General features: G+C 41.7%; 19 protein-coding genes and 7 tRNA genes. 9 read left to right on the plus strand and 17 right to left on the minus strand.

Features of this window, described 5'->3' with window-relative positions; genetic code table 11:
* The first annotated feature begins 224 nt into the window (after positions 1-224).
* Positions 225-449, plus strand: coding sequence for a hypothetical protein (locus E5Y90_RS07935; RefSeq protein WP_151203942.1), 225 nt, complete (start codon positions 225-227; stop codon positions 447-449).
* 661 nt (positions 450-1,110) lie between these two features.
* Here the strand turns inward: E5Y90_RS07935 and E5Y90_RS07940 are convergent.
* The 6 genes from E5Y90_RS07940 to E5Y90_RS07965 form a co-directional block, all read right to left on the minus strand.
* A protein-coding gene (locus tag E5Y90_RS07940) for an IS5 family transposase (protein WP_416377162.1) occupies positions 1,111-1,862 on the minus strand; the annotation gives its coding sequence in 2 pieces (ribosomal slippage) (positions 1,111-1,628 and positions 1,628-1,862; 753 coding nt in all).
* A 76-nt stretch (positions 1,863-1,938) separates the two neighbouring features.
* Complete coding sequence (locus tag E5Y90_RS07945) at positions 1,939-2,280, minus strand: hypothetical protein (protein WP_174659916.1); 342 nt, start codon at positions 2,278-2,280, stop codon at positions 1,939-1,941.
* Between the two features lie 127 nt (positions 2,281-2,407).
* Positions 2,408-2,827 carry a GlcG/HbpS family heme-binding protein gene (locus E5Y90_RS07950; RefSeq protein ID WP_174659917.1) on the minus strand — a complete coding sequence of 140 codons (420 nt, stop codon included), beginning with the start codon at positions 2,825-2,827 and terminating at the stop codon, positions 2,408-2,410.
* Between the two features lie 82 nt (positions 2,828-2,909).
* Positions 2,910-4,211: a glutamate-1-semialdehyde 2,1-aminomutase gene (gene hemL, locus E5Y90_RS07955; RefSeq protein WP_151204580.1), complete on the minus strand. Its 1,302-nt coding sequence runs from the start codon at positions 4,209-4,211 to the stop codon at positions 2,910-2,912.
* 45 nt (positions 4,212-4,256) lie between these two features.
* Complete coding sequence (gene thiE, locus E5Y90_RS07960; RefSeq protein WP_174659918.1) at positions 4,257-4,877, minus strand: thiamine phosphate synthase; 621 nt, start codon at positions 4,875-4,877, stop codon at positions 4,257-4,259.
* Positions 4,878-5,303: 426 nt separating this feature from the next.
* Positions 5,304-5,687 (minus strand): DUF962 domain-containing protein, encoded by a 384-nt coding sequence (locus E5Y90_RS07965; protein ID WP_174659919.1) that lies wholly within the window; start codon positions 5,685-5,687, stop codon positions 5,304-5,306.
* A 318-nt stretch (positions 5,688-6,005) separates the two neighbouring features.
* Between E5Y90_RS07965 and E5Y90_RS07970 the strand changes: the two genes are divergently transcribed.
* Entirely contained in the window at positions 6,006-7,463 is a 1,458-nt protein-coding gene (locus E5Y90_RS07970; protein WP_174659920.1) for an inorganic triphosphatase, read from the plus strand.
* 122 nt (positions 7,464-7,585) lie between these two features.
* Positions 7,586-9,040 carry a CYTH and CHAD domain-containing protein gene (locus E5Y90_RS07975; protein ID WP_174659921.1) on the plus strand — a complete coding sequence of 485 codons (1,455 nt, stop codon included), beginning with the start codon at positions 7,586-7,588 and terminating at the stop codon, positions 9,038-9,040.
* Between the two features lie 10 nt (positions 9,041-9,050).
* Here E5Y90_RS07975 and E5Y90_RS07980 read toward each other — a convergent pair whose 3' ends face one another.
* Positions 9,051-9,683, minus strand: coding sequence for a hypothetical protein (locus E5Y90_RS07980; RefSeq protein WP_174660582.1), 633 nt, complete (start codon positions 9,681-9,683; stop codon positions 9,051-9,053).
* Positions 9,684-9,793: 110 nt separating this feature from the next.
* Here E5Y90_RS07980 and E5Y90_RS07985 point away from each other — a divergent pair, with 110 nt between their 5' ends.
* From E5Y90_RS07985 to E5Y90_RS07995, 3 genes are all read left to right on the plus strand, one after another.
* Entirely contained in the window at positions 9,794-10,189 is a 396-nt protein-coding gene (locus tag E5Y90_RS07985; RefSeq protein ID WP_174659922.1) for a DUF3144 domain-containing protein, read from the plus strand.
* 105 nt (positions 10,190-10,294) lie between these two features.
* Positions 10,295-11,359, plus strand: a complete 1,065-nt coding sequence (locus E5Y90_RS07990) for an amidohydrolase family protein (RefSeq protein ID WP_174659923.1) — start codon at positions 10,295-10,297, stop codon at positions 11,357-11,359.
* A 40-nt stretch (positions 11,360-11,399) separates the two neighbouring features.
* Positions 11,400-11,660 (plus strand): hypothetical protein, encoded by a 261-nt coding sequence (locus E5Y90_RS07995; RefSeq protein ID WP_174659924.1) that lies wholly within the window; start codon positions 11,400-11,402, stop codon positions 11,658-11,660.
* Positions 11,661-11,733: 73 nt separating this feature from the next.
* Here the strand turns inward: E5Y90_RS07995 and E5Y90_RS08000 are convergent, their stop codons facing one another.
* Both E5Y90_RS08000 and E5Y90_RS08005 read right to left on the minus strand, forming a co-directional pair.
* The gene (locus E5Y90_RS08000; protein ID WP_174659925.1) at positions 11,734-14,505 is read right to left on the minus strand and encodes a M16 family metallopeptidase; all 2,772 of its coding nucleotides are present in this window, start codon (positions 14,503-14,505) and stop codon (positions 11,734-11,736) included.
* Positions 14,506-14,645: 140 nt separating this feature from the next.
* Positions 14,646-15,467 (minus strand): PhzF family phenazine biosynthesis protein, encoded by an 822-nt coding sequence (locus E5Y90_RS08005; RefSeq protein ID WP_174659926.1) that lies wholly within the window; start codon positions 15,465-15,467, stop codon positions 14,646-14,648.
* A 421-nt stretch (positions 15,468-15,888) separates the two neighbouring features.
* Between E5Y90_RS08005 and gloB the strand changes: the two genes are divergently transcribed.
* Positions 15,889-16,623: a hydroxyacylglutathione hydrolase gene (gene gloB, locus E5Y90_RS08010; protein ID WP_174659927.1), complete on the plus strand. Its 735-nt coding sequence runs from the start codon at positions 15,889-15,891 to the stop codon at positions 16,621-16,623.
* 28 nt (positions 16,624-16,651) lie between these two features.
* Here the strand turns inward: gloB and E5Y90_RS08015 are convergent, their stop codons facing one another.
* Entirely contained in the window at positions 16,652-16,924 is a 273-nt protein-coding gene (locus tag E5Y90_RS08015; protein ID WP_151208170.1) for a hypothetical protein, read from the minus strand.
* Positions 16,925-17,336: 412 nt separating this feature from the next.
* Here E5Y90_RS08015 and E5Y90_RS08020 point away from each other — a divergent pair, with 412 nt between their 5' ends.
* Complete coding sequence (locus tag E5Y90_RS08020; protein ID WP_151204559.1) at positions 17,337-17,540, plus strand: hypothetical protein; 204 nt, start codon at positions 17,337-17,339, stop codon at positions 17,538-17,540.
* 161 nt (positions 17,541-17,701) lie between these two features.
* Here the strand turns inward: E5Y90_RS08020 and E5Y90_RS08025 are convergent.
* From E5Y90_RS08025 to E5Y90_RS08035, 3 genes are all read right to left on the minus strand, one after another.
* Positions 17,702-17,786 (minus strand) — tRNA-Leu (locus E5Y90_RS08025).
* A gap of 37 nt (positions 17,787-17,823) precedes the next feature.
* Positions 17,824-17,897 (minus strand) — tRNA-Trp (locus tag E5Y90_RS08030).
* A gap of 34 nt (positions 17,898-17,931) precedes the next feature.
* Positions 17,932-18,016, minus strand: a tRNA-Leu gene (locus E5Y90_RS08035).
* A gap of 282 nt (positions 18,017-18,298) precedes the next feature.
* Here E5Y90_RS08035 and E5Y90_RS08040 point away from each other — a divergent pair.
* Positions 18,299-19,162 carry an IS982 family transposase gene (locus tag E5Y90_RS08040; RefSeq protein WP_174659411.1) on the plus strand — a complete coding sequence of 288 codons (864 nt, stop codon included), beginning with the start codon at positions 18,299-18,301 and terminating at the stop codon, positions 19,160-19,162.
* Positions 19,163-19,384: 222 nt separating this feature from the next.
* Here the strand turns inward: E5Y90_RS08040 and E5Y90_RS08045 are convergent.
* The 4 genes from E5Y90_RS08045 to E5Y90_RS08060 all read right to left on the minus strand — a co-directional run bounded on the left by E5Y90_RS08045 (position 19,385) and on the right by E5Y90_RS08060 (position 20,094).
* Positions 19,385-19,470 (minus strand) — tRNA-Leu (locus E5Y90_RS08045).
* Positions 19,471-19,779: 309 nt separating this feature from the next.
* Positions 19,780-19,864: transfer RNA gene (locus E5Y90_RS08050), tRNA-Leu, on the minus strand.
* A 37-nt stretch (positions 19,865-19,901) separates the two neighbouring features.
* Positions 19,902-19,975 (minus strand) — tRNA-Trp (locus tag E5Y90_RS08055).
* 34 nt (positions 19,976-20,009) lie between these two features.
* A tRNA-Leu gene (locus E5Y90_RS08060) sits at positions 20,010-20,094 on the minus strand.
* Between the last annotated feature and the right edge of the window lie 18 nt (positions 20,095-20,112).

Below are 20,112 nucleotides of genomic sequence, written 5' to 3' on the forward strand. Positions count from 1 at the left end.
TTTTTTAGTTACACAAATGGAGTCTACAGAGACTCCATTTTTTATTTTAAAAATTAAGTACTTACATGAGTCAAAAGGGATCTCAATCAAGAAATATCGTTGAGAACCAGCTTGTCTATCGGAAATTCAAACGACTGTTTGCTGCTTTTATCGCACAGCTTGGCTTGCTTTATTTATTATATTGGCTATATTTCATTCTATGTTAGGTTGTGTATGAAGGCTCTATGAGTTTTTGGCAAAAGTTGTTTTCTGATGAACAACAGAATGATCACAAGAATCAAATTGCTTGTGTTGAAAATGATTGCTCTTGCAAGACAAATGAACAGCTTCTTGAAGCACTATCTAAAGCAACTGAGGAAGATGTTATTATCGGAATCAAAAAGGTTCTCGCTTCTCGCGGCTATAGCCGTAAAGAACTTAATGAACTTCAGCACCTGCCGCTGCAATAAGCAGCTTAGGTCACTTAAAAAAAGCATTTGCGCAAGCAAATGCTTTTTTTATCGCTGAACTTTAATTTTCTGATTTATTTTTAAACGACAACTGCCTATTTTTGAGGTCATTCCACTCCCTGGTCGCTCAGCTAGGCTGTGGTGAGACTGGCCAGAACGTTTTGCTTTAGAGTCAGTCGTGCATACTCACTTTAGCCGTTGGGGCTAAAGCAGGCCTGTGACAGAGGATATTTGAAATGTTGTCATATAAATAGTGACAATGAATATGCCACGTTGAACTCAACGACTGTACGTACTCATCAGCACAGAGCTGGAAAAAACGAGCAAGCGTAATACGTACTAAAAATGGCTTACACACTGAAATTCATCCCCCTACCGGTATTTGAGGCAGCATAACAGGATTTCTTCTGGCTGATGGACAGACTCATGATTTAAATGCTGCTGATGAGCTACTGGACTTATTAAACCAGACTTAGCGCATGGACGAAGTTTACAATTCCAGAGCACTGGTGATTGATCCAATTCATAAAATCAATGGTCAGGTTGATGCCATCTAAAAATTTTGAAGTAAACATCAAGGCCGGTTGACACTTCTTCTATATTTACAAGGTGAGAGTTCTATTTCGCCAGAATTTTTGCTGCTTCATATTAGGGCGTGTCCTCATTTGGCTTTACACCAAATAAACATGCAAGAAATGTAAATTATAGAATGATAATTTCGTGCAAGCTTATCAAATCGGGTAGCAATAGCACGGAAATGTTTTAATCTCGCAAATGCATTTTCAACTAAATGTCTTAATTGATATAGATATTTATCAAACTCCTTATTAGACCTCTTACTATTTGATCTCATTGGAATAATGGAAATCATATCCTTATTCTGGGCATATATTCTAATCTGCCCAGCATCATACCCCTTATCAGCAATAAGATAAGTTGCCTCGTCTACAGTATCAATCAGTTGTTTTGCAACCTGACTGTCGTGGACGTCACCCCCAGTGATTTTAAAATCAATCGGTAATCCATTCGCGTCGGTTGCAAGATGTATTTTTGTTGTTCGTCCACCACGTGATTGTCCAATTGCTCTTTTGAAACCATGCCGAGCTCCACTTGCATGTTGATGCACGCGTATGTAGCTTCCGTCAATGAATACCCATTCTTGATCCAGGACGCCTCGTAATCTAAAAAAAATTTATCCCACAATCCCTTGCTTGCCCAACGATTAAAGCGATTGTAAGCAGTTTGCCAAGGACAAAATTCTTGGGGAATATCCCGCCATGTGGCGCCTGTACGCAGTTTCCATAAGATCGCTTCCATGATATTTCTACTATTCTTTGAACAGTAGCAACCATGTAATCGCATAGTATCTTGAATTTTCTGCCGGATATCATCGGTAAGAAGAGTGCGTGCCATTGAAAATGTAGAAATAAAAATAACTCAAAGGAGGATTTTAAGTATTTAAAACCAATTCTTCAAATGAGGACACGCTCTAGATTTCTAAAAGAAATGATTCACCTTTAGAGCAATCACCATTAAGCCATTGCCAATTTTCTATGAGTTTAATTTTTCCATTATTCTGGATTTCAATCTCAGTATTACACTGCCCTACACGTAATTCATTCTTTTCATTTATGTGATGGTAGCTCATTGTAAATGTGCTTTCAGAAGTCATGAAACCTATTAAATGTCCACTTATAATCCGACCTCCAGAATATGTAGCTTCTATTTGTTTACCAACTTGCTGATAGTGAAAAATAGTTTCACAGGATACTTCTCCATTCGCTGTATTGTTAGTATTCATGAATTTTTTATTATTCAGCAGTAATTTCATTTTTATCCCAAGATTTCCTAAAATTAATATAGACCTGATGAATTTATAAAAATAAATTTAAAATGACATGCATTTTCTTAATCAATATCCGGGCAACTGATTATAAAAATGTCTCATTTTCAAATAGTCACACCGCTTGCTGGGCCAAAAACTTCTCAATGGCCATTTGTGCTATTTCAGTATCCTGAAATGATTTCGCCCCAGAAACACCCATCGCCCCCACCAGTTGGCCTTGATATAAAATCGGCTCTCCACCTTCTAGCATGCCCGAAAAACTTTCCATAGTCAGAAAACCCATTTGACCACCTTTAATCATATCTTCGAATAGTTTGGATGGACGGCCACTTATGGCTGAGCATTTTGCTTTTTCAATTGCCAGATTTGCAGTCATTGGTGAACTGCCATCCATACGCTTCATTACCAGCAAATGACCGGTTTCATCCATAACCGCAATACTGACCTTAAAATTGTTCTGCATGGCATATTGATATGCCTGATCTAATAAAAATTCGGCATCATTTAAAGTCAGATAATGTTTGGTGTGCATCCCTCTTTTTCCTTGTTCAAGATCTCTATAAAAAAAGCCCGAAAGAATTCAGGCTTAAATAAATAGCAGAAAACTAAAAAGTTTAGGCTTTCATTTCGGCAAACGTCTCAGCCGCAGCCTGAAGCGTAAAGGCAATATCGTCATCACTGTGTGCTGCTGAAATAAAGCCAGCTTCAAAAGCGGATGGCGCCAGATTTACTCCACGTTTTAACATACCGTGGAAGAATTTACGGAAAGCATCAACATCACATTTCAACATGGAATCAAAACTGGTGATGTCTACCTGATCCGTGAAATACAGACCGAACATGCCGCCCACTTGTTGAGTCTTGAATGGAATACCCGCTTCATCTGCTGCCGCTTGCAAGCCTGTAAGAAGTTTTTCAAGTTGTGCAGTCAGTTTTTCATAGAAGCCTGGCTCGCGCAGATGTTTAAACATCTCAATACCTGCACGCATTGCCAGCGGGTTACCAGACAATGTGCCTGCCTGATAGACCTTACCAAGTGGTGCGATGCACTCCATGACTTCTCGTTTACCACCAAAAGCACCCACTGGCAGACCAGCCCCAATGATTTTACCTAGAGTCGTTAAGTCTGGCGTAACCCCATAATGCGCCTGTGCACCGCCTAGTCCGACCCGGAAACCGGTCATGACTTCATCAATAATAAATACCGAACCGTGCTCATCACACACGTCACGAATCGCTTGCAAAAATCCTTCAACGGGTGCAACCAGGTTCATATTACCTGCAACTGGCTCGACAATTACACCGGCAATTTCAGAACCGAACTTGGCAAAGCATTCTTTTAAAGTTGCAATATCATTGTATGGCAGCGTTAAAGTATGTTTGGCAAAATCAGCCGGCACACCTGCCGATGTCGCCTCGCCCTCACCTGTAGTCAAAAGACCTGAGCCGGCTTTGACTAGCAGAGAGTCGGAATGACCATGGTAACAGCCTTCAAATTTGACAATCTTGTCACGGCCTGTATAACCACGTGCCAGACGGATCGCAGTCATGGTCGCTTCAGTACCCGAGTTGGTCATACGAACCAATTCAATTGATGGCATGATGTCACAGATAATATCTGCCAGTGTCGTTTCATGCACGGTCGGCGCACCAAAGCTCAAGCCGTCTACAGCGGCATCTTGTACAGCCTTAATAATCGCAGGATGTGCATGGCCCAAAATCATTGGCCCCCACGAACCAACGTAGTCTACATAGCGTTTACCATCGACATCATAGAGATAAGCCCCTTGCGCCTTCTCAATAAAAACTGGCGTACCGCCTACGCTATTAAATGCACGCACTGGTGAGTTCACGCCGCCTGGAATATGTTTACTGGCCTGTTTAAACAATTGCTCTTGCTTTGGAGATAAGCTCATGGATGCACTCAACTAAAAAATGAAATATAAACAAAAAAAATCAAATTAAACTGTTTCTGCAAACAATGCAGCCCACGCATTTACACGCGCAGGAATGTCTTGAACCGCTAAGGCTAATATATCACTGATCACCGCACAAAGGTCAGCCCCTGCTTCAATCACGGCCTGAGAGTTTTCTACGCTTAACCCCCCAATTGCACAAATCGGCAACTGATATTTTGCTTTCGCCTGCTTTAGCGTTTCAAGCCCGATATTACCTGCTTCAGGTTTGGTATCGGTGGCATAGATCGCCCCGAAAGCGACATAAGTGGCGCCATCAGCAATCGCTTTGTCTGAAAGTTCAATTGAATTATTGCATGAACGTCCAATAATTGCGCCATGTGGCAAACGTCCAGCAGCGTCGGAAATCTCACCATCCGACTGTCCCAGATGCACCCCCAAGCCGAATTTTTCTGCCATAGCCAGATCATCATTAATCACAAAAGGTGTCCGGTATTTCTCTGCTAACGCTTTTATTAGCTCAACTTCTGCGTCTTGATCCGGTTTTGCCACTTTTTTACGGCGGTATTGCAAGATCGCAATATGGCCTGTCGCCAAGGCTGCTTCGAGTTTCTCTAATAAAAGTTCCAATGCATCATCATTGGTAATTAAATATAGACCGCGCATCGTACTCGCCACTAATAGAATGGCTCTATTATAGCCCGAAGCGTTGTTATTTTTGTGGTTCAGTGAAGTAAACCGCTGAATATCAAAGCCTGAATCTATTTTTATCTAAGGGGAGACAGTGGACTTGTTCTCCAACCTCAAAAGTCTTTTTATAAGTAGAAAAGTTATGTAATCATCTGCTGTATAAAAAATTTGGCCCATTGCTGTCACCGACAGCTTGATCGATTCAGTATTTTTAGGCATAAAAAAAGCCCGGAGAAGGTCGCTCCAGGCTTGGAAAACTGGTTGATTCAGAATAATTTACCTTGATAAAAACCTCAACTAAGTCATATCACGATTAATAAAATAATAAAATTTCGCTTACAAGTCTTTTTATCTGTTTGCACTTATCCATTAAAGCACTATTCAATAAAACATGGATATGAATTAAACAGAAATTTTATCGTATTGAGTATCAATCAAACTGATATTCATCCGTAACACATCAGCAAACATACGCCAGTCAGAAATAAAGCTGTAGAAAGGCTGCTTGAAGCTGGCCGGTTTATTTTTTTCAAAAACAAAATGTCCAATCCATGCGCAGGCATAACCTGAAAGCAGCCCATAAGTCAGATATTTGGCCTTACGCTGACGAAGCGCCTTGCTAAAAAAATAAAGTCCTATACTGCTTCCCGTAATATGCAGACGACGGCTCATAATGTGGCGATGTTCAGTCAGATAAAATCGGTAAAATTCATGATAATCACGAATGGGCATTTGCGGAGACGCCGCAACTATATTTCCCTGCTCTACTTGAATCGGTGCATTCATAACATCATCCTGAAGTCTTTCTGCAACATTAGCGCATAATTTGGACAATTAAAAGACTGTTCATCCTATAGTCTCAATCTCATTCTGGGTCTATTAATTACTGAATTTTCTAGTATTAAATAAACATATACCTATGAAATTTTATATTAATTTCTTTAATCAGCACTTTTTCCCTTTGGTCAAGTCTTACATGTGATTTGAATTTGGTTACAATCTGCTGCTTAAAAATCTAAAAATATTTCCGCGATCTTTCGCAACCTCATTACAGCAAGCAGGCTTCAGTCTTATTTGAATAGCTGAGCAGACAGGATAATTATCATGGTTGAAGTTGAACTCAAGTTTCAGATTCCGGCAGCACGCCGTCAAGCCCTGCTCAAGGCACTTGATCCTAAGAAATCGCAACAGATCCAGCTTCAGGCCAAATATTATGATACCGCTGACCGTCAGTTAGCTCAGCATGGTGTGGCATTGCGTCAACGCCTTGAAGGAACACGCTGGATCCAGACTCTAAAAGCAGCTGGCAAAAGTCATATCGAACGCTTTGAGCATAATCATGATTTTGGAGAACTGGCTCATTCGCCTGAACTGGAGCTGGGTATTTATCAGCAGTGTCCTGAAGCTCAGGAAATTCTGGTGGGTGCCCTAGGGCAACAATTTGACCATCTAAAACTTCAGTTTGAAACGGATATTGTACGTACCTTACGTGTCATTGAGTATGAAGACAGCCAGATTGAAGTCAGTCTGGATGTTGGTCATATCCGCACGCCAGATGCTGAACAGGACGTACACGAGGTCGAGTTTGAGCTTAAACAGGGTTCTGTGCAAAACCTGCTGGCTATGAGCTTTGAATGGGTCAAAAAATATCAGCTCTGGCTGGATGTACGCAGCAAGGCTGAAATAGGCAATCTCCTGGCCAGTGCCCAAACGGTTAGCCCGGCAACACAGGCTAAAGAATTTCAGCTGAGCAAAAAATCCAGTGCAGGCGAGAATCTATGCAGCCTGATTGCCCAACAGATGCAGCATCTTTTACCTAATATTGCGGCCATATCGGCGCATGTGGCTGAACAGGAGCACATTGAGCAGGCACAACAGGCCCTGCATCATCTCCATTTAAGTCTGCTACTGTTTAAGGACTGGCATACAGGCGTTTCGGATAAATGGGCACATCAGCTGGAAGCATTTAAAAAACAGTTTGAACATTTACAGCATTTGCAACATATGCAAAACACGCTGGCCAGTTTCCTGCAAAATCCAACCACCGCAGAAAACCTGACCAAAGATATTCTGTATGCTCAGGAGAAACTGAATCATCTGGTGAAATCCACCCAAAATGTGCATCATTATCTGGAATTGCTGATTTTCAGTTTAAGCGGCCATCAGAAATCCGGGCCAGATCTGAAAACTGCAGCACAAACCTGTCTACAACAACAGTATAAAGCCTTGCAAGAACAAATGAATCAAACAGATAGTGCCGATTTTGACAGTCTGGATCAGTTGTCGATGCGTATTCAGGAACTGAAATTCAGCTTCCCGATTTTGACGCATGTCTATGATGTAAAGAATCTGCAAAAATACAGCAAGGCTTTGAATGATGCCCAGCAAGCCGCCCAAGAATATCAAACTCTGGCATCTTCAGCGCTTTATATCCAGCAGACTGAACTGGAAGCCAGTGACTGGTTTGTTCTGGGCTGGCTGACCGCCAAGCAGGAAGTTTATGCACAAAAGCTGCTAGAAACGACCGAACAGTTTCTGGTCAGTCGCAAATTTCTTAAATAAATCTCATCAAAGAGTTTCAAGCACGCTACGGCGTGCTTTTTTGTTGCAGAAGTGCCTCACACAGCTATGGATCTTTGGGATATATTGAATGCTATCCCGTTACATCGTGCAGGTGTGATCCGATGGCAGAGGTTGAATTGAAATTTCAAATCCCTTTACATACACGCAGCCAGTTTGAACAAGATTTTCAGCAGTATGCGCCTGCCCGGCATCATCTATATGCCCAATATTTTGATACTCACGATCAGCAATTACAGCAACATAAAATCGCACTGCGGCAACGTCTGGAAGATAAACAATGGTTTCAGACGTTAAAGGCACCTGCGCGGCATGAGTTTGAGCGTTTTGAACTGGAACATTGCCTGGGGGAAACCCAGCCAGAATCGTGTAATTTTCATCTATATCAAAAAGATAAGCAGGCCAAAAAAATACTCAAGCAGGCAATAGGCAAGCTGAATACTCCCCTACTGCTCCAATTCGAAACAGAGGTCAAACGTCAGGTCATCCAGTATAATTACCAGCAGAGCCAGATAGAAATAGCTTTCGATATTGGAGAAATTCGCTCTGGAGACCAGATTGCTCATATTTATGAAGTCGAATTTGAGCTTAAAACTGGTACACTGGATCAACTGATTGCATGTGTAGAAACTTGGGTTGAACCTTATCAGTTGTGGCTGGATGTACGCAACAAATCTGAACGCGGTTATGCCCTATTAAAGGCTGAACAGCAGCTTCCAGTTCAGCATCAGGTTGTACTCAATTTAGAAGAGGAAACCGATGTTGCTAAAATCCTGCAAAAAATTGTAGCAAACTGTCTGACTCATCTTTTTCCGAATGCAACGGCAATTGCCCTAGAACACTATAATAGCGACCATGTGCATCAGGCACGTGTTGCAGTCCGTCGTTTACGCAGTGCCTTAAAAATTTTCCAGTCCGAAACCAAAAAATGTCCAGCTGAATGGCAAGATCAGCTGCGGGATATTTTTCAGCAATTAGGCGCTACCCGCGATCGGGATGCCTTAGCTGGAAGCCTGCTCCCACAATTAAAACAAGCCGGTTCACCACTTTTAGTATTACCTCCTGCTCCTAAAGGGCAGTTCAATATCAGTCAACTGTTTCAACAGCCCGCGATTACAAAGCTGTTTCTTGAACTTTTAGGCTTTAGCCAGCGCAAATTTAAGCCACATCCATCTTCCCATAAAACACTTTGCACCAGTCTCAGCAGCTTGCACCACAAAATTTGTGAGGATGCAGCCAATTATATACAGCTGGATATTGAGGCACGACATCGTACTCGCAAGCGAGTCAAGCGTTTACGCTATAATATTGAGTTTTTGCAAAGCCTGTTTGTCGAGCAGGAAGTAAAAGCGTATCTCAAAGCATTAAAGCCTGTTCAGGAAAGTTTAGGACATTATAACGATCTGTTCGTTGCAGAAGAGCTATTCCTTCCCTATGTGAAAAAGCAGCCCAAAGCCTGGTTTGTGCTGGGATGGATTAAAGCTGAACAACAACGCCTGTCTGCTGAAGCTGCGGCCCGGTTAATACAGTTTACTAAAACCGAGCCATTCTGGTCATAGCGACATGGCTTTAACGATTTTTGCCATACACTTTCCAGATATTATTATCTGCCAATGGATCGCTATAACTATCACTACGTTGTTTGCGTGGCTTATCGCGTGCATCCACCAGCTCAAAGTCTGGCTCGACACTCAGCACGATCCCATTTACATAAAATCGGGTGCGCGTATATTCACTTTGCCTATGCTGAAATACATAAGTCCGTAAGTCAACAAATTCACGGTGTGCCACCAACGCTGCTGTTTCATCACTGTCCAGCCAACGCTGCATGGCAGCCACCTGTTCTGCTTCAAACTGTCCGCATTTTTCTATCAGACTGGCAGTACCGCGAAAGGTTTTGGATTCTTTGGCCCGAGTCTTATTAATACGGATGCGATCCACATGAAAATAGAATAAGGGTAGATTCAGGTGACCGGGCAGGTGAACTGCATCTACGACCTCATCTTCCATAAACGGCTGAAACAGGTCTTGTGCTCTTTCAATCAGACCCAGCCATTGTGTGTAATATTCATCCACCTGCGACTTGGTGCCATAGTAAATCGGTAAACCTTCAACATTGGCCAGATTTGCGGGTGGCCATATATTCTGGCGCAACAAGGCAATATCACTTTTCAGGCTTTGTACCGCAATTGCATCTTGCATGGTATTCACACTTTAATTGCTTAGGCTATTTTTAGATTAAGGCAAAGGTTTAGTTTCTGCAAGGCTTTGCCTATAATTAGACATCAAGATTTTATAGTCAGGAAAAATTCATGGTTCAAAAGATTGAAGCAGCCGATGTAACCGAAGAAGAAGCGTTAAATGCTGCATTCTTTGAACGTGCTGATGAATTTATTAAACAGGCCAATGAATTTAGCCGCGTAAAAAAAGGTTCTCAGGAAAATCCGGCAGACAAACGCGGTCAGGTCAGCGCTGCAATGCTGTTTGGTACAGCCCGTTTTAATACCTGGGTCGCTGCCAACAATTTTAAAGATGGCAATGAAATGCGCGATGCTAAAGATCAGGTCATGTCTTATATCTTGCAGCAGTTCCAGATGATGCTGGAAGACAATTATGATGAATACTGCGAGCAGTTTGAAAACTATTTACGTTTCCGTCGTAATGAAGAGTTTCATGCCAATAAGCATCAACACGACCATGATCATTAATGAAAGCCCTACGGGGCTTTTTTTATGGACACAAAAAAATTGACTGTAGGCTGACTGTAGGCCTATATAAAAAATAATAAAAATTAAGGACGGACCAAGAATATTATGCAATCACTTCCCTTTTCAATCATTGACCCGCATATCCACCAATGGGATCCCTATACTACCCCGCATGCCGCGGCTTTCGCGGTGAAGCTGTTTGGCAAACATCCTAGATTGCTAGACAAGATGGTTCGACTGTTAAAACCCAAAGATGTGATTGAAACGATTGGCTTGACTGAACATCTGACTGCACCCTACCTGCCTGGAAATTACAAGAAAGATGCAGGTCATTATAAGGTGGAGCAGATTGTGCATGTCGAAGCCAGTTGGCATCAACAGAAAGGTACGGGCGTGGTAAACGAAACCCGCTTCATCGCTGGACTTCCTTTTGATCAGCATAATATCCAGTTAGGTGGCATTGTCGCCACGGCGGATCCACGACAGAAAAATTTTAAACAGCTCCTGCAATTACATCGTGAAGCCTCACCCAAGTTTCGTGGCATCCGTAAAATGGCAGCAGTCCATGCAGATAAAGCTATTCATGCATGGGCAGATGAACCGCATCTGTACCGCAATAAAAAATTCCTCAAAGGTTTTGAGGAACTGGCCAAGCAAGATTTAAGCTTTGATGCCTGGGTATATTCTCTCCAGATTTCAGATGTTACTGCGCTGGCCAAAGCCTTTCCAGACACACCTATCGTGCTGGATCATCTGGGTACGCCTGCTGGTTTATTTGGCAAGGTGGGTAAAAGCACTGGCAAGACAGCTCAGCAACGTGAATATATTTTTCAGGCATGGATAGAGGATCTGGCTGAACTGGCACAATGCACGAATGTATCGACTAAAATGTCTGGCTTGTTTATGCCTGTTTTAGGGCATGATTTTCATCAGCAGAAACGACTGGCAACTAAACAGGAACTAGTAGAACGTGCAGCTCCCCTGATTCAGCATGCTTTAAACTGCTTTGGAGCTAAGCGCGTGATGTTTGCGTCCAACTTTCCGATGGATCGTGTCAGCAGCTCACTCACTAACATTATTGATGCGTTTAGCGATATTGTGCAGGCTTATGATGAAAATGCCTTAAAGCCGATTTTTTATGAAAATGCTAAAGCGTTTTATAAATTATAAGAATAAGCGTCTGGATCCTTAAAAAAGGAGGAAAATACATATGCTCTGGGAAGAAATGATCGCTAGTCCCTTGTCAGAAAAACTTTTATATATTTGCCTGGTGATCTGTTTTAGTGGAATGGCATCCTGCTATTACCAACATATGATTCACTTACCCTTTAATAAAGATATTGCTTTCGGAGCAATCTTAATATCAGGTGGTATTTTCCTGTTTCTTTTTGCCACTTTCTGGTGGAGCTTAGCCAGTGCTGTGCTATCTGGCGTTTTAGGTGGAATCCTGTTTACCAGAAAAGTTACTTAAATTAGGGCTTTAAATAATATTGAAAAATAAAAAATCCCCGACTTGAGGGGATTTTTCTATTTACCTACTCACACTATGATTGCTTAACTTCTTTTCCATACTGATCGGCCATCACTTCCACCAGCTGATTTGGCTTGATGTATTTTTTAATCACGGCATCAATGTCGGCTTTACTGAGTTGGGCAATCGCCTGATCACGTTTTTCCCGATACAACAGATTACGGTCTTTATCCAGTTGCGGAACCAGCATGTTATGAATACGGCGATCATCTTCCAGCGCATTTAAGCGTTTTTTTAGAATACTGGCTTTGGCAGCTTCCACTTCCTGTTCCGTGACACCCCGGGTCAATAGCTCATTCAACACTTTATATACTGCTTGTGAAACTTGTGCTGATTTCCCTGCCGTATAGTTTGCATCAATGGAGAGCGCGCCTGACTCCGCCCATTCATCAAACTGGAGATTGGCACCAAATCCATAGACCAAGGCATTTTTTTCACGTAGCTCCTGAGCCAAACGGGAAGACAACTGGGAATTCCCCAGAATATATTCAAAGACCTGCAAAGCCGGCACATCAGGATTGTCCGCCCCCACCGGCAAAGTCATCAGTGCCTGATAGCTGCCAAACTCACGCTGCTCAGATAAGGCATGAACTTGTTGGGCAGGATAAGCTCTATATACCGATTTCAGGCGCTCATAAGGCTGTTGGGTTTTCCAGTCAGCAAAACTTTTTTTCAGGATGTTTTGCATGAACTTGGGGTTAAATTCACCCGTAACCGCAATTTGTGCATGATGGGTTTTAAAAAACTGCTGATACAAGGCCACTACCTGTTCACGGGTGGCCGCTTTAAACTGTCGGGTCGCCAGCTCAGGTTCAAAATGATAGCGAATATCTCCTGGCTGGTAGATTTCAATGATTCGCGACATGGTCAGCCCAGCAACAGTATCTGGCTCCGTATAAGGACGATCCAGAGTTGATAAAGTCTGCCCCTTGATCAGATCAAACTGGCTTTGTTCAAATACCGGGTTTTTAAGCACCTCAACCACATACTGAAAAAACTCTTCGAATTTTTCTTTTTTGGCACTGATTTGAATGGTCAAGCCATTCACCGCTGCACTTGCAGTGGCAGATCCGCCAACTTCAATAATCTTGTCTGCAATCTGCTGCAAACTCTGGGTTTCTGAAGAACGCAATAATAGATATGCCATCAGATCCAGTACTTCACCCTTATTCAATAAGGTTTGTGCTGTACCAAAATCCAGAGCAATGGTGGCATATACCTTATCATCACGTGTAGTGGTCGGAAACAGCGCATATTTAATGCCATTTTTCAGCTTACCGCGCTGGATCTGCTGTTCTTTTTCATGCAGATATTGCTTGGACTGCTGCACATAATCTTTTACTTCCGCCTGATAAACTCTGACATCCTTTAATGGTTCTTCTGCTTCAGCCGAAGGCGCTAAACTTTTTTGTGGGGCTTCGCTCTGCGCCAGTTGCTGTGCTTTTTTCTGATCTTCTGGTGTAGGCAGAATATTCCCGAAAATACGATGCTCTGGTTTAAAAAAGACCTGATAGGCTCGATTGACATCATTCACACTCAGCTTTTGGATCGAATCCAGATCTTTAAAGTATTGGCTCCAGTCCCCAGAATAAGCCACTGCATAATCACTCAGACGGGAACCTATCGCGGCTGCACTATTTTTGATCATATCGGCCTGGTTACGTACCAGATTTTTTGTACGGTTAAGTTCGACTTCATTAAAAGGCTGACTCTGCTCAATGCCTTGTATCAATCCTTCCTTTATACCTGGTGCCTGATGATTCGGTCCATAAATCGCACCCATCATCACCAGATTAAAATCCCGGTCGAGCCAGGTTGCGGATTGCACTGTGGTGGATTTCCCGGTTTCCACCATACTTTGATACAAATGTCCACTCGGTTGCAGCGTATATAACGTCGGCGAAATGGCCAATGCTGTTTTAACACTTTCATTGGCACCCGTTAAATAAATACTGTATTTTGCCAGATCACTACCTTTTTGCACGGTAAACTCACGCGGTGCGATCTGTTCAGGTTTTAAAGGCGGTACCTGAGCCTGTGCCGGAATATTGCGCGACTGGATCGGGCTGAAATGGCGATCAATCTGCTTGAGCACATCCGCCTTGTTAAACTTGCCTGAGATCACCATGAAGGCATTATTTGGTGCATACCATTGACGGTAAAACCGGTTCAGCTCCTGCATGCTAATGGATTGCAGTTCCTCCAGATCGCCAATCGCCAAACGTCCAAGATACTGATTGCCATAAGCCGCTTTAAAAATTTGATCCATCATGACCGAGAAAGGCTGATCCAGACGAATTTCACGCTCACGTTTCACAATATCAATTTCAGTCGGGACATATTTTTCTTGCAGTACCAGTTTGTCCATCCGCTCGGCTTCAAGAAAAATCACTTCATTGAGTGCCGTCTGCTCAGGCCGAACCACATTGGTATATTTGGTAGAATAATAGTCGGTACTGGCATTGGTCATTAAAGTATATTGATCCAGTCGACGCTGGAATTCATCTCCTTTGACATTGCGAGTACCTTTAAAGGCCAGATGTTCCAGAAGATGAGCCAATCCCCCCTTGCCTTGCGGATCATTCAGTGAACCGGTCAGATAAACCGTGTTCATAAATACTTTATTTTCTTTGTCATTTGGCGCGAGAATAATTCTTAAGCCATTTTCTAATTTATATTCTTCAACATTCTGCTCAGTTTTTAGTAGCACTGGCTGGGCCAGACTCAGCACCGAATAACCAGATAATAAAATCGCCAGTGTTAAACTTTTAAAGCGTATTAACATTCTTTATCCAAAATTTTAAAGGTGAATTTTTATTACCGGTCTATATTAGAAAACGACTCTTACTCTGAATAATCTTTTAAACCGGATTGCCAGAAATACCATACCGTCTGCCAAGACGATATTATGTTTTACAATGTAATTTAGATAAAAATTTCAGCCTGCATATATAACCTGGCATAGCCCGAAATTTCAATCCGATCTTCAGCTTTCAGACTGCAATACAGCTCGCCACCCCGTGCCGAAGCCTGATAGGCGACCAGTTCGGTCTTATTCAGTTTTTCCGCCCAAAGCGGTGCAATACCAGTATGGATTGAGCCTGTCACCGGATCTTCATCAATTCCGTTACTGGGCGCAAAGTAACGAGAAATACAGTCATATTGCGTAGCACCTGTGGTAATCGCCACATCCAGCAAGCTCCCCTTTGCCGTAATGGCCGTTCGCTTGCCATTTAACTGTTTGAGCAGTTCAAAGTTCGGCCGTTCGTCCAGAACATCCTGTACCGATTCATATTCAATAATATAGCCCTGAATATTCAAATAGACATTTTTAAAAGGTTTGCTCAGGGCCTGTCTGAGTTCATCCGGATATTCTGTCACCTGCTTGGCTCGACGAACTGGAAAATCCATTCTGATTTTGCCATCTGTATCCTGAGTGACCGTAAAAATCCCCAGATCTTTAACGTGAAACTGAATAGTCTTGGCTGATGTAAAATCTTTAAACAGCACAAAGCTGCTGGCTAAAGTAGCATGTCCACAGAAATCCACCTCTTTAGTCGGAGTAAACCAGCGAATCGCATAATTTTCTGCATCCCGTACCTGAACGAAAGCGGTCTCGGACAAATTATTTTCCAGGGCAATATTCTGCATCAGGCTGTCATCTAGCCACTGGTCCAGCACAATCACCGCGGCCGGATTTCCTTTAAACAGTGCTGTAGTGAAGGCATCCACCTGGTACATTTTCATTTTTATGCTCCTGTATATTAAGGTCTGTTGACCATTTATCTATGTCTATGTTTGTGACGTAAAAGGAATATCTCGCACTATTTTTAGCGAAGATATGGCAGGCAATGATGCACTGAAATTCAATCGCCAAAACAACTGCGCTACTAAATCACAGCAGCAAAATCCGAAACACTATTAAAATTCAGGCTATTTCGTCCTGTACACTCTTGCTTTAAAATAACTTCTGCAAAATCACATCTGCATACAATATCAAAAGAATGGCAAATAGCCATCAATATTGAAAAGGCTATGGAAGTAGCCACGTCAAAATCGCAAAGCACTATCGTTAATATAATTTCTTGATCAATCGGCACTTTATGCGAACGCTAAAACATCGATAAATATGTTAGGTTATCAGCAAAACCCTTTAGGCTGATTCGCTATGTCCTCATACAAAATTCATTGCATTGATGTCAAAAACTCCTTACAAAACTATATCTGGTTACTGGAACATCTACCTTCCCATCAAGTCGTGGTGATTGATCCGACTGAAGCAGAACTGGTTAAAACCTATTGCACCGAACATGCTCTGATACTCAGCCAGATCTGGCTGACTCACTGGCACAAAGACCATACGGGCGGTGTAGCCGGATTAATTCAGGAGCAGAACCTCCCTGTTTATGGTCCACGCGCAGAACTGAGTAAAATTCCGGTGATTAGCCATCCGCTTGAACATGAAAATCAATTTAACTTTCATGATATTGAAGTTCAGGTTATCTCCGTTCCCGGGCACACCTTAGGCCATATCGTTTATTTTATTGATACGCTTGATGTGCTGTTCTGTGGTGATACCTTATTTGCAATGGGCTGTGGCCGTGTTTTTGAAGGTACGTATCAGCAAATGTATCACTCTCTGTCGCGTCTGGCTGCCTTACCTCCCCGTACACAGGTCTATTGCACCCATGAATATACCTTGTCTAATGCACAGTTCGCCAAATATGTCGAGCCAGACAACCTGGAGATTCAGGAACGTTTGGAACAGGTGAAGCGTTTGCGTATGCTCGGTCAAAACACTCTGCCAAGTACCATTGAGCTAGAACTTGAAACCAATCCATTTTTACGCGCCAATAGTGTTGAAGAATTCCAGCAACTGAGAATGCAAAAAGACAATTTCTAATTCCTCATTCTCAGGATTTTAAATCCTTCTAAAGAATCTGGTTGCTTTGCGCATAAGCATCCAGTTCTGCCTGCGTTACTACGCGTAGCGTATTCATTTCATTCACTCTAACCAGCAGCAAACCACCCAGTGCTGGCTGGTAGCGACGTGCACTTCCAAAGGGTGTATAAGCCACCTGGGATTGCACACTAAACTCCAGCCAGTCTTCATGCCCCAGCATGACAGCAACCGGAGTTAAAGCCTGTTGCTGCATCTGTTCAATCTGCTGCTTTACATACTGTTCAATGTTGGGCTGAGTCATGATCTTTCAATTTCAATCTGTTTTTTCATAGTATAAATCAGAGAAATAGAAATACTGCTCAGAAAATCTTCAGCCAAGCATGCTTGAATAAAATAGAATCCAACCGGTTTATCATGAAAAGTCATGCAATAAATCTTTTACTTAACAGTCTCATTCATAATTTTCTCTTAACCAGTTGAATATTAAAAATAATTTATAATTTTTATAACCTAAAAACATACAACATTTAGTTACAACATCTTAAAAAACATAAAAATCATATACTTAAGCTATATTTGATGGCTTTTCTCCAGCTATGAATGTTCATTAAATCTGCATTTTCCTTTAAATTAAAATTATTTAAGGCAATCGCCCTTTAAAACAATTTTTTTCACCCTTATCTATCATTTAACAATGATGAAGGAGTTATCTCATGAAAAAAGTGGTTAAAGCTAAAAACTTGATCGCCTTTCGCCTGTGGTTAGAAAAATTAGGTTATTCAGTTCGCACTCTGGCTGATGACCGTGGCTTCAGTTTCAGTTTTAAAAAAGAATATGGCCTGGTGACCTGTGACCTCTCCGGCAATGCTTTAGCCATGCAGCTCGGTGAAGAATTTGAAGATCACTTAAAAGCCTGATCAGCAGGTTTGATACACTTGAAGATAGGGATGTCGATTCAAAGAAGTGAATGCAATAAAATTTTAAATCTTTTCAGCCCATTGTTATGGGCTTTTTTATACTTCTAAGATTTAGAAATTTCAGGCGAAAAAAAACAAGGTCATCGCCTTGTCTCTTTTGATGGTGGGGACGGAGAGACTCGAACTCTCACACCTCGCGGCGCTGGAACCTAAATCCAGTGCGTCTACCAATTTCGCCACGTCCCCATCAGGGTACCAACCCAAGGTTGGATTTTATAAACTTTGGCAGAGGATCAAGGATTCGAACCTTGACGAACGGTTTTGGAGACCGTCATGCTACCATTACACCAATCCTCTACTTCCACCCAATATCTAGTGACCTAAATACTGTTGGTGGGGACGGAGAGACTCGAACTCTCACACCTCGCGGCGCTGGAACCTAAATCCAGTGCGTCTACCAATTTCGCCACGTCCCCAATGGCTGTGTATACTATAGGGATCACACACTGTTGACAAGTGTTTTTGCAGTAAAAGGTAATCTAACCTGCTATAAATTAAGCAGTTAACTTTATTTTTCACATTCGATAAAATTTGAGGAATTTAAAAGCCACTCTAAACGTCTGGCCTTTATTCTTGTTTCAACCTTACTGATCTCATTAATATAACCTGAGTTCGATATAAAAAAGAGTATAAAAAAAAGCCTTGTATTTGTAACATATTGGTTATCAAGACAAAATGTTATAAAACAAGGCTTTTCAATGGATCATATTACCGAATTATTTTGTATTTTGGATGATTTCTGCAAAAAATTTAATAAATCTTTAGAGAAAGCTTTAATTTCTGATCAAAAATCCAGGCTAAAAAAGTCAGCTTTAAGCTTGTCTGAAGCAATGACCATTGTCATTTTATTTCATCAATCCGGGTTTAGATTCTTCAAATATTTTTATTGCCAAATGATCGTTCCATTCTGGAAATCTGCTTTTCCTAAACTGCTTAGCTACAACCGATTTATTGAAATTATGCCCCGTTGTTTGCAGGCTCTGAGTAGTTTCTTCCATCAAGTAAAAGGAAAAGATACGGGAATCAGTATCATTGACTCCACTAAATTGGTAGTTTGCCATAATCTTCGGATTAAAAGGCATCGTGTATTTAAAGGTTTGGCAGGTCGTGGAAAAAGTAGTACGGGGTGGTTTTATGGTTTTAAATTACATTTGGTTATCAATAATTTAGGTGAAATAATTAACCTCAAACTGACATCAGGAAATGTTCATGATGTTGCTATATTAGATTCTTTAACTCAAGAATTAAAAGGGATCCTACTCGGAGACAAAGGCTATTTGAGCAAAGCAAAAGCCGAAGTTTTAGCAGCAAGAGGACTGAAAATATTGACCCCATCACGTCGGAATATGAAAAACAAACCTATCCAAACAGAAGAAGAAAAACAATTGCTTTGCAGAAGAGGATTAATAGAGACAGTGAATGATCAATTAAAAAATTTACATCAACTTGAACATTCACGTCATCGTTCGGTAAATAACTTCATGGTGAATATCATGGCTGCTGTAGTGGCTTATTGTTTGAATCCCAATAAGCCAACTTTCCAAAATATGTTAAAAGGCTAAGTGGATTTCATCGAACTCAGGTTAATATAAAAACGATACCAATGCCCTACTTACGGGTTGCTATGCTTTTTATCCTATTATTTTTAATGGTTTCTTAACGCAGTAATTCACGACATTTCTATTCAAAATCTCAGACAAAATTGAGAAGCCAAGAAAATACAAAGCATCCTGCTAAATTCCAGGCAAAAAAAAACAAGGTATTCACCTTGCTTCTTGTATATATGGTGGGGATAGAGAGACTCGAACTCTCACACCTAGAAGGCGCTGCGACCTGAACACAGTGCGTCTACCAATTCCGCCATATCCCCGTGGCTGTGTATATTATAGAGATCGACTCGTATTGACAAGCACTCATCTAGAAAAATAAGTACTGTTATATCAAAAATTAATCAATTAACCCGGATTTTATTTTACAGCCCTTATTTTTGAACAAATTCACTTCATTTTATGAAAAAAATAAACACTGAATGGCTAGGTAGTATCTAATACAGATTTAGAGCTGACGGAGTTTAAAGTGGGGAAAATATCATCAGCCCATTGTTATGGGCTTTTTTATACTTCTAAGATTTAGAAATTTCAGGCGAAAAAAAACAAGGTCATCGCCTTGTCTCTTTTGATGGTGGGGACGGAGAGACTCGAACTCTCACACCTCGCGGCGCTGGAACCTAAATCCAGTGCGTCTACCAATTTCGCCACGTCCCCATCAGGGTACCAACCCAAGGTTGGATTTTATAAACTTTGGCAGAGGATCAAGGATTCGAACCTTGACGAACGGTTTTGGAGACCGTCATGCTACCATTACACCAATCCTCTACTTCCACCCAATATCTAGTGACCTAAATACTGTTGGTGGGGACGGAGAGACTCGAACTCTCACACCTCGCGGCGCTGGAACCTAAATCCAGTGCGTCTACCAATTTCGCCACGTCCCCAATGGCTGTGTATACTAT

This window comes from Acinetobacter sp. 10FS3-1, from assembly GCF_013343215.1.
GTDB classification, from domain to species: Bacteria; Pseudomonadota; Gammaproteobacteria; order Pseudomonadales; family Moraxellaceae; genus Acinetobacter; species Acinetobacter lwoffii_C.

Coding starts and splice junctions, on each gene's coding strand:
- E5Y90_RS07935 (WP_151203942.1), top strand. CDS start 225: ATGAGTTTTTGGCAAAAGTTGTTTTCTGATGAACAACAGAATGATCAC.
- E5Y90_RS07945 (WP_174659916.1), bottom strand. CDS start 2,280: ATGAAATTACTGCTGAATAATAAAAAATTCATGAATACTAACAATACA.
- E5Y90_RS07950 (WP_174659917.1), bottom strand. CDS start 2,827: ATGCACACCAAACATTATCTGACTTTAAATGATGCCGAATTTTTATTA.
- hemL (WP_151204580.1), bottom strand. CDS start 4,211: ATGAGCTTATCTCCAAAGCAAGAGCAATTGTTTAAACAGGCCAGTAAA.
- thiE (WP_174659918.1), bottom strand. CDS start 4,877: ATGCGCGGTCTATATTTAATTACCAATGATGATGCATTGGAACTTTTA.
- E5Y90_RS07965 (WP_174659919.1), bottom strand. CDS start 5,687: ATGAATGCACCGATTCAAGTAGAGCAGGGAAATATAGTTGCGGCGTCT.
- E5Y90_RS07970 (WP_174659920.1), top strand. CDS start 6,006: ATGGTTGAAGTTGAACTCAAGTTTCAGATTCCGGCAGCACGCCGTCAA.
- E5Y90_RS07975 (WP_174659921.1), top strand. CDS start 7,586: ATGGCAGAGGTTGAATTGAAATTTCAAATCCCTTTACATACACGCAGC.
- E5Y90_RS07980 (WP_174660582.1), bottom strand. CDS start 9,683: ATGCAAGATGCAATTGCGGTACAAAGCCTGAAAAGTGATATTGCCTTG.
- E5Y90_RS07985 (WP_174659922.1), top strand. CDS start 9,794: ATGGTTCAAAAGATTGAAGCAGCCGATGTAACCGAAGAAGAAGCGTTA.
- E5Y90_RS07990 (WP_174659923.1), top strand. CDS start 10,295: ATGCAATCACTTCCCTTTTCAATCATTGACCCGCATATCCACCAATGG.
- E5Y90_RS07995 (WP_174659924.1), top strand. CDS start 11,400: ATGCTCTGGGAAGAAATGATCGCTAGTCCCTTGTCAGAAAAACTTTTA.
- E5Y90_RS08000 (WP_174659925.1), bottom strand. CDS start 14,505: ATGTTAATACGCTTTAAAAGTTTAACACTGGCGATTTTATTATCTGGT.
- E5Y90_RS08005 (WP_174659926.1), bottom strand. CDS start 15,467: ATGAAAATGTACCAGGTGGATGCCTTCACTACAGCACTGTTTAAAGGA.
- gloB (WP_174659927.1), top strand. CDS start 15,889: ATGTCCTCATACAAAATTCATTGCATTGATGTCAAAAACTCCTTACAA.
- E5Y90_RS08015 (WP_151208170.1), bottom strand. CDS start 16,924: ATGACTCAGCCCAACATTGAACAGTATGTAAAGCAGCAGATTGAACAG.
- E5Y90_RS08020 (WP_151204559.1), top strand. CDS start 17,337: ATGAAAAAAGTGGTTAAAGCTAAAAACTTGATCGCCTTTCGCCTGTGG.
- E5Y90_RS08040 (WP_174659411.1), top strand. CDS start 18,299: ATGGATCATATTACCGAATTATTTTGTATTTTGGATGATTTCTGCAAA.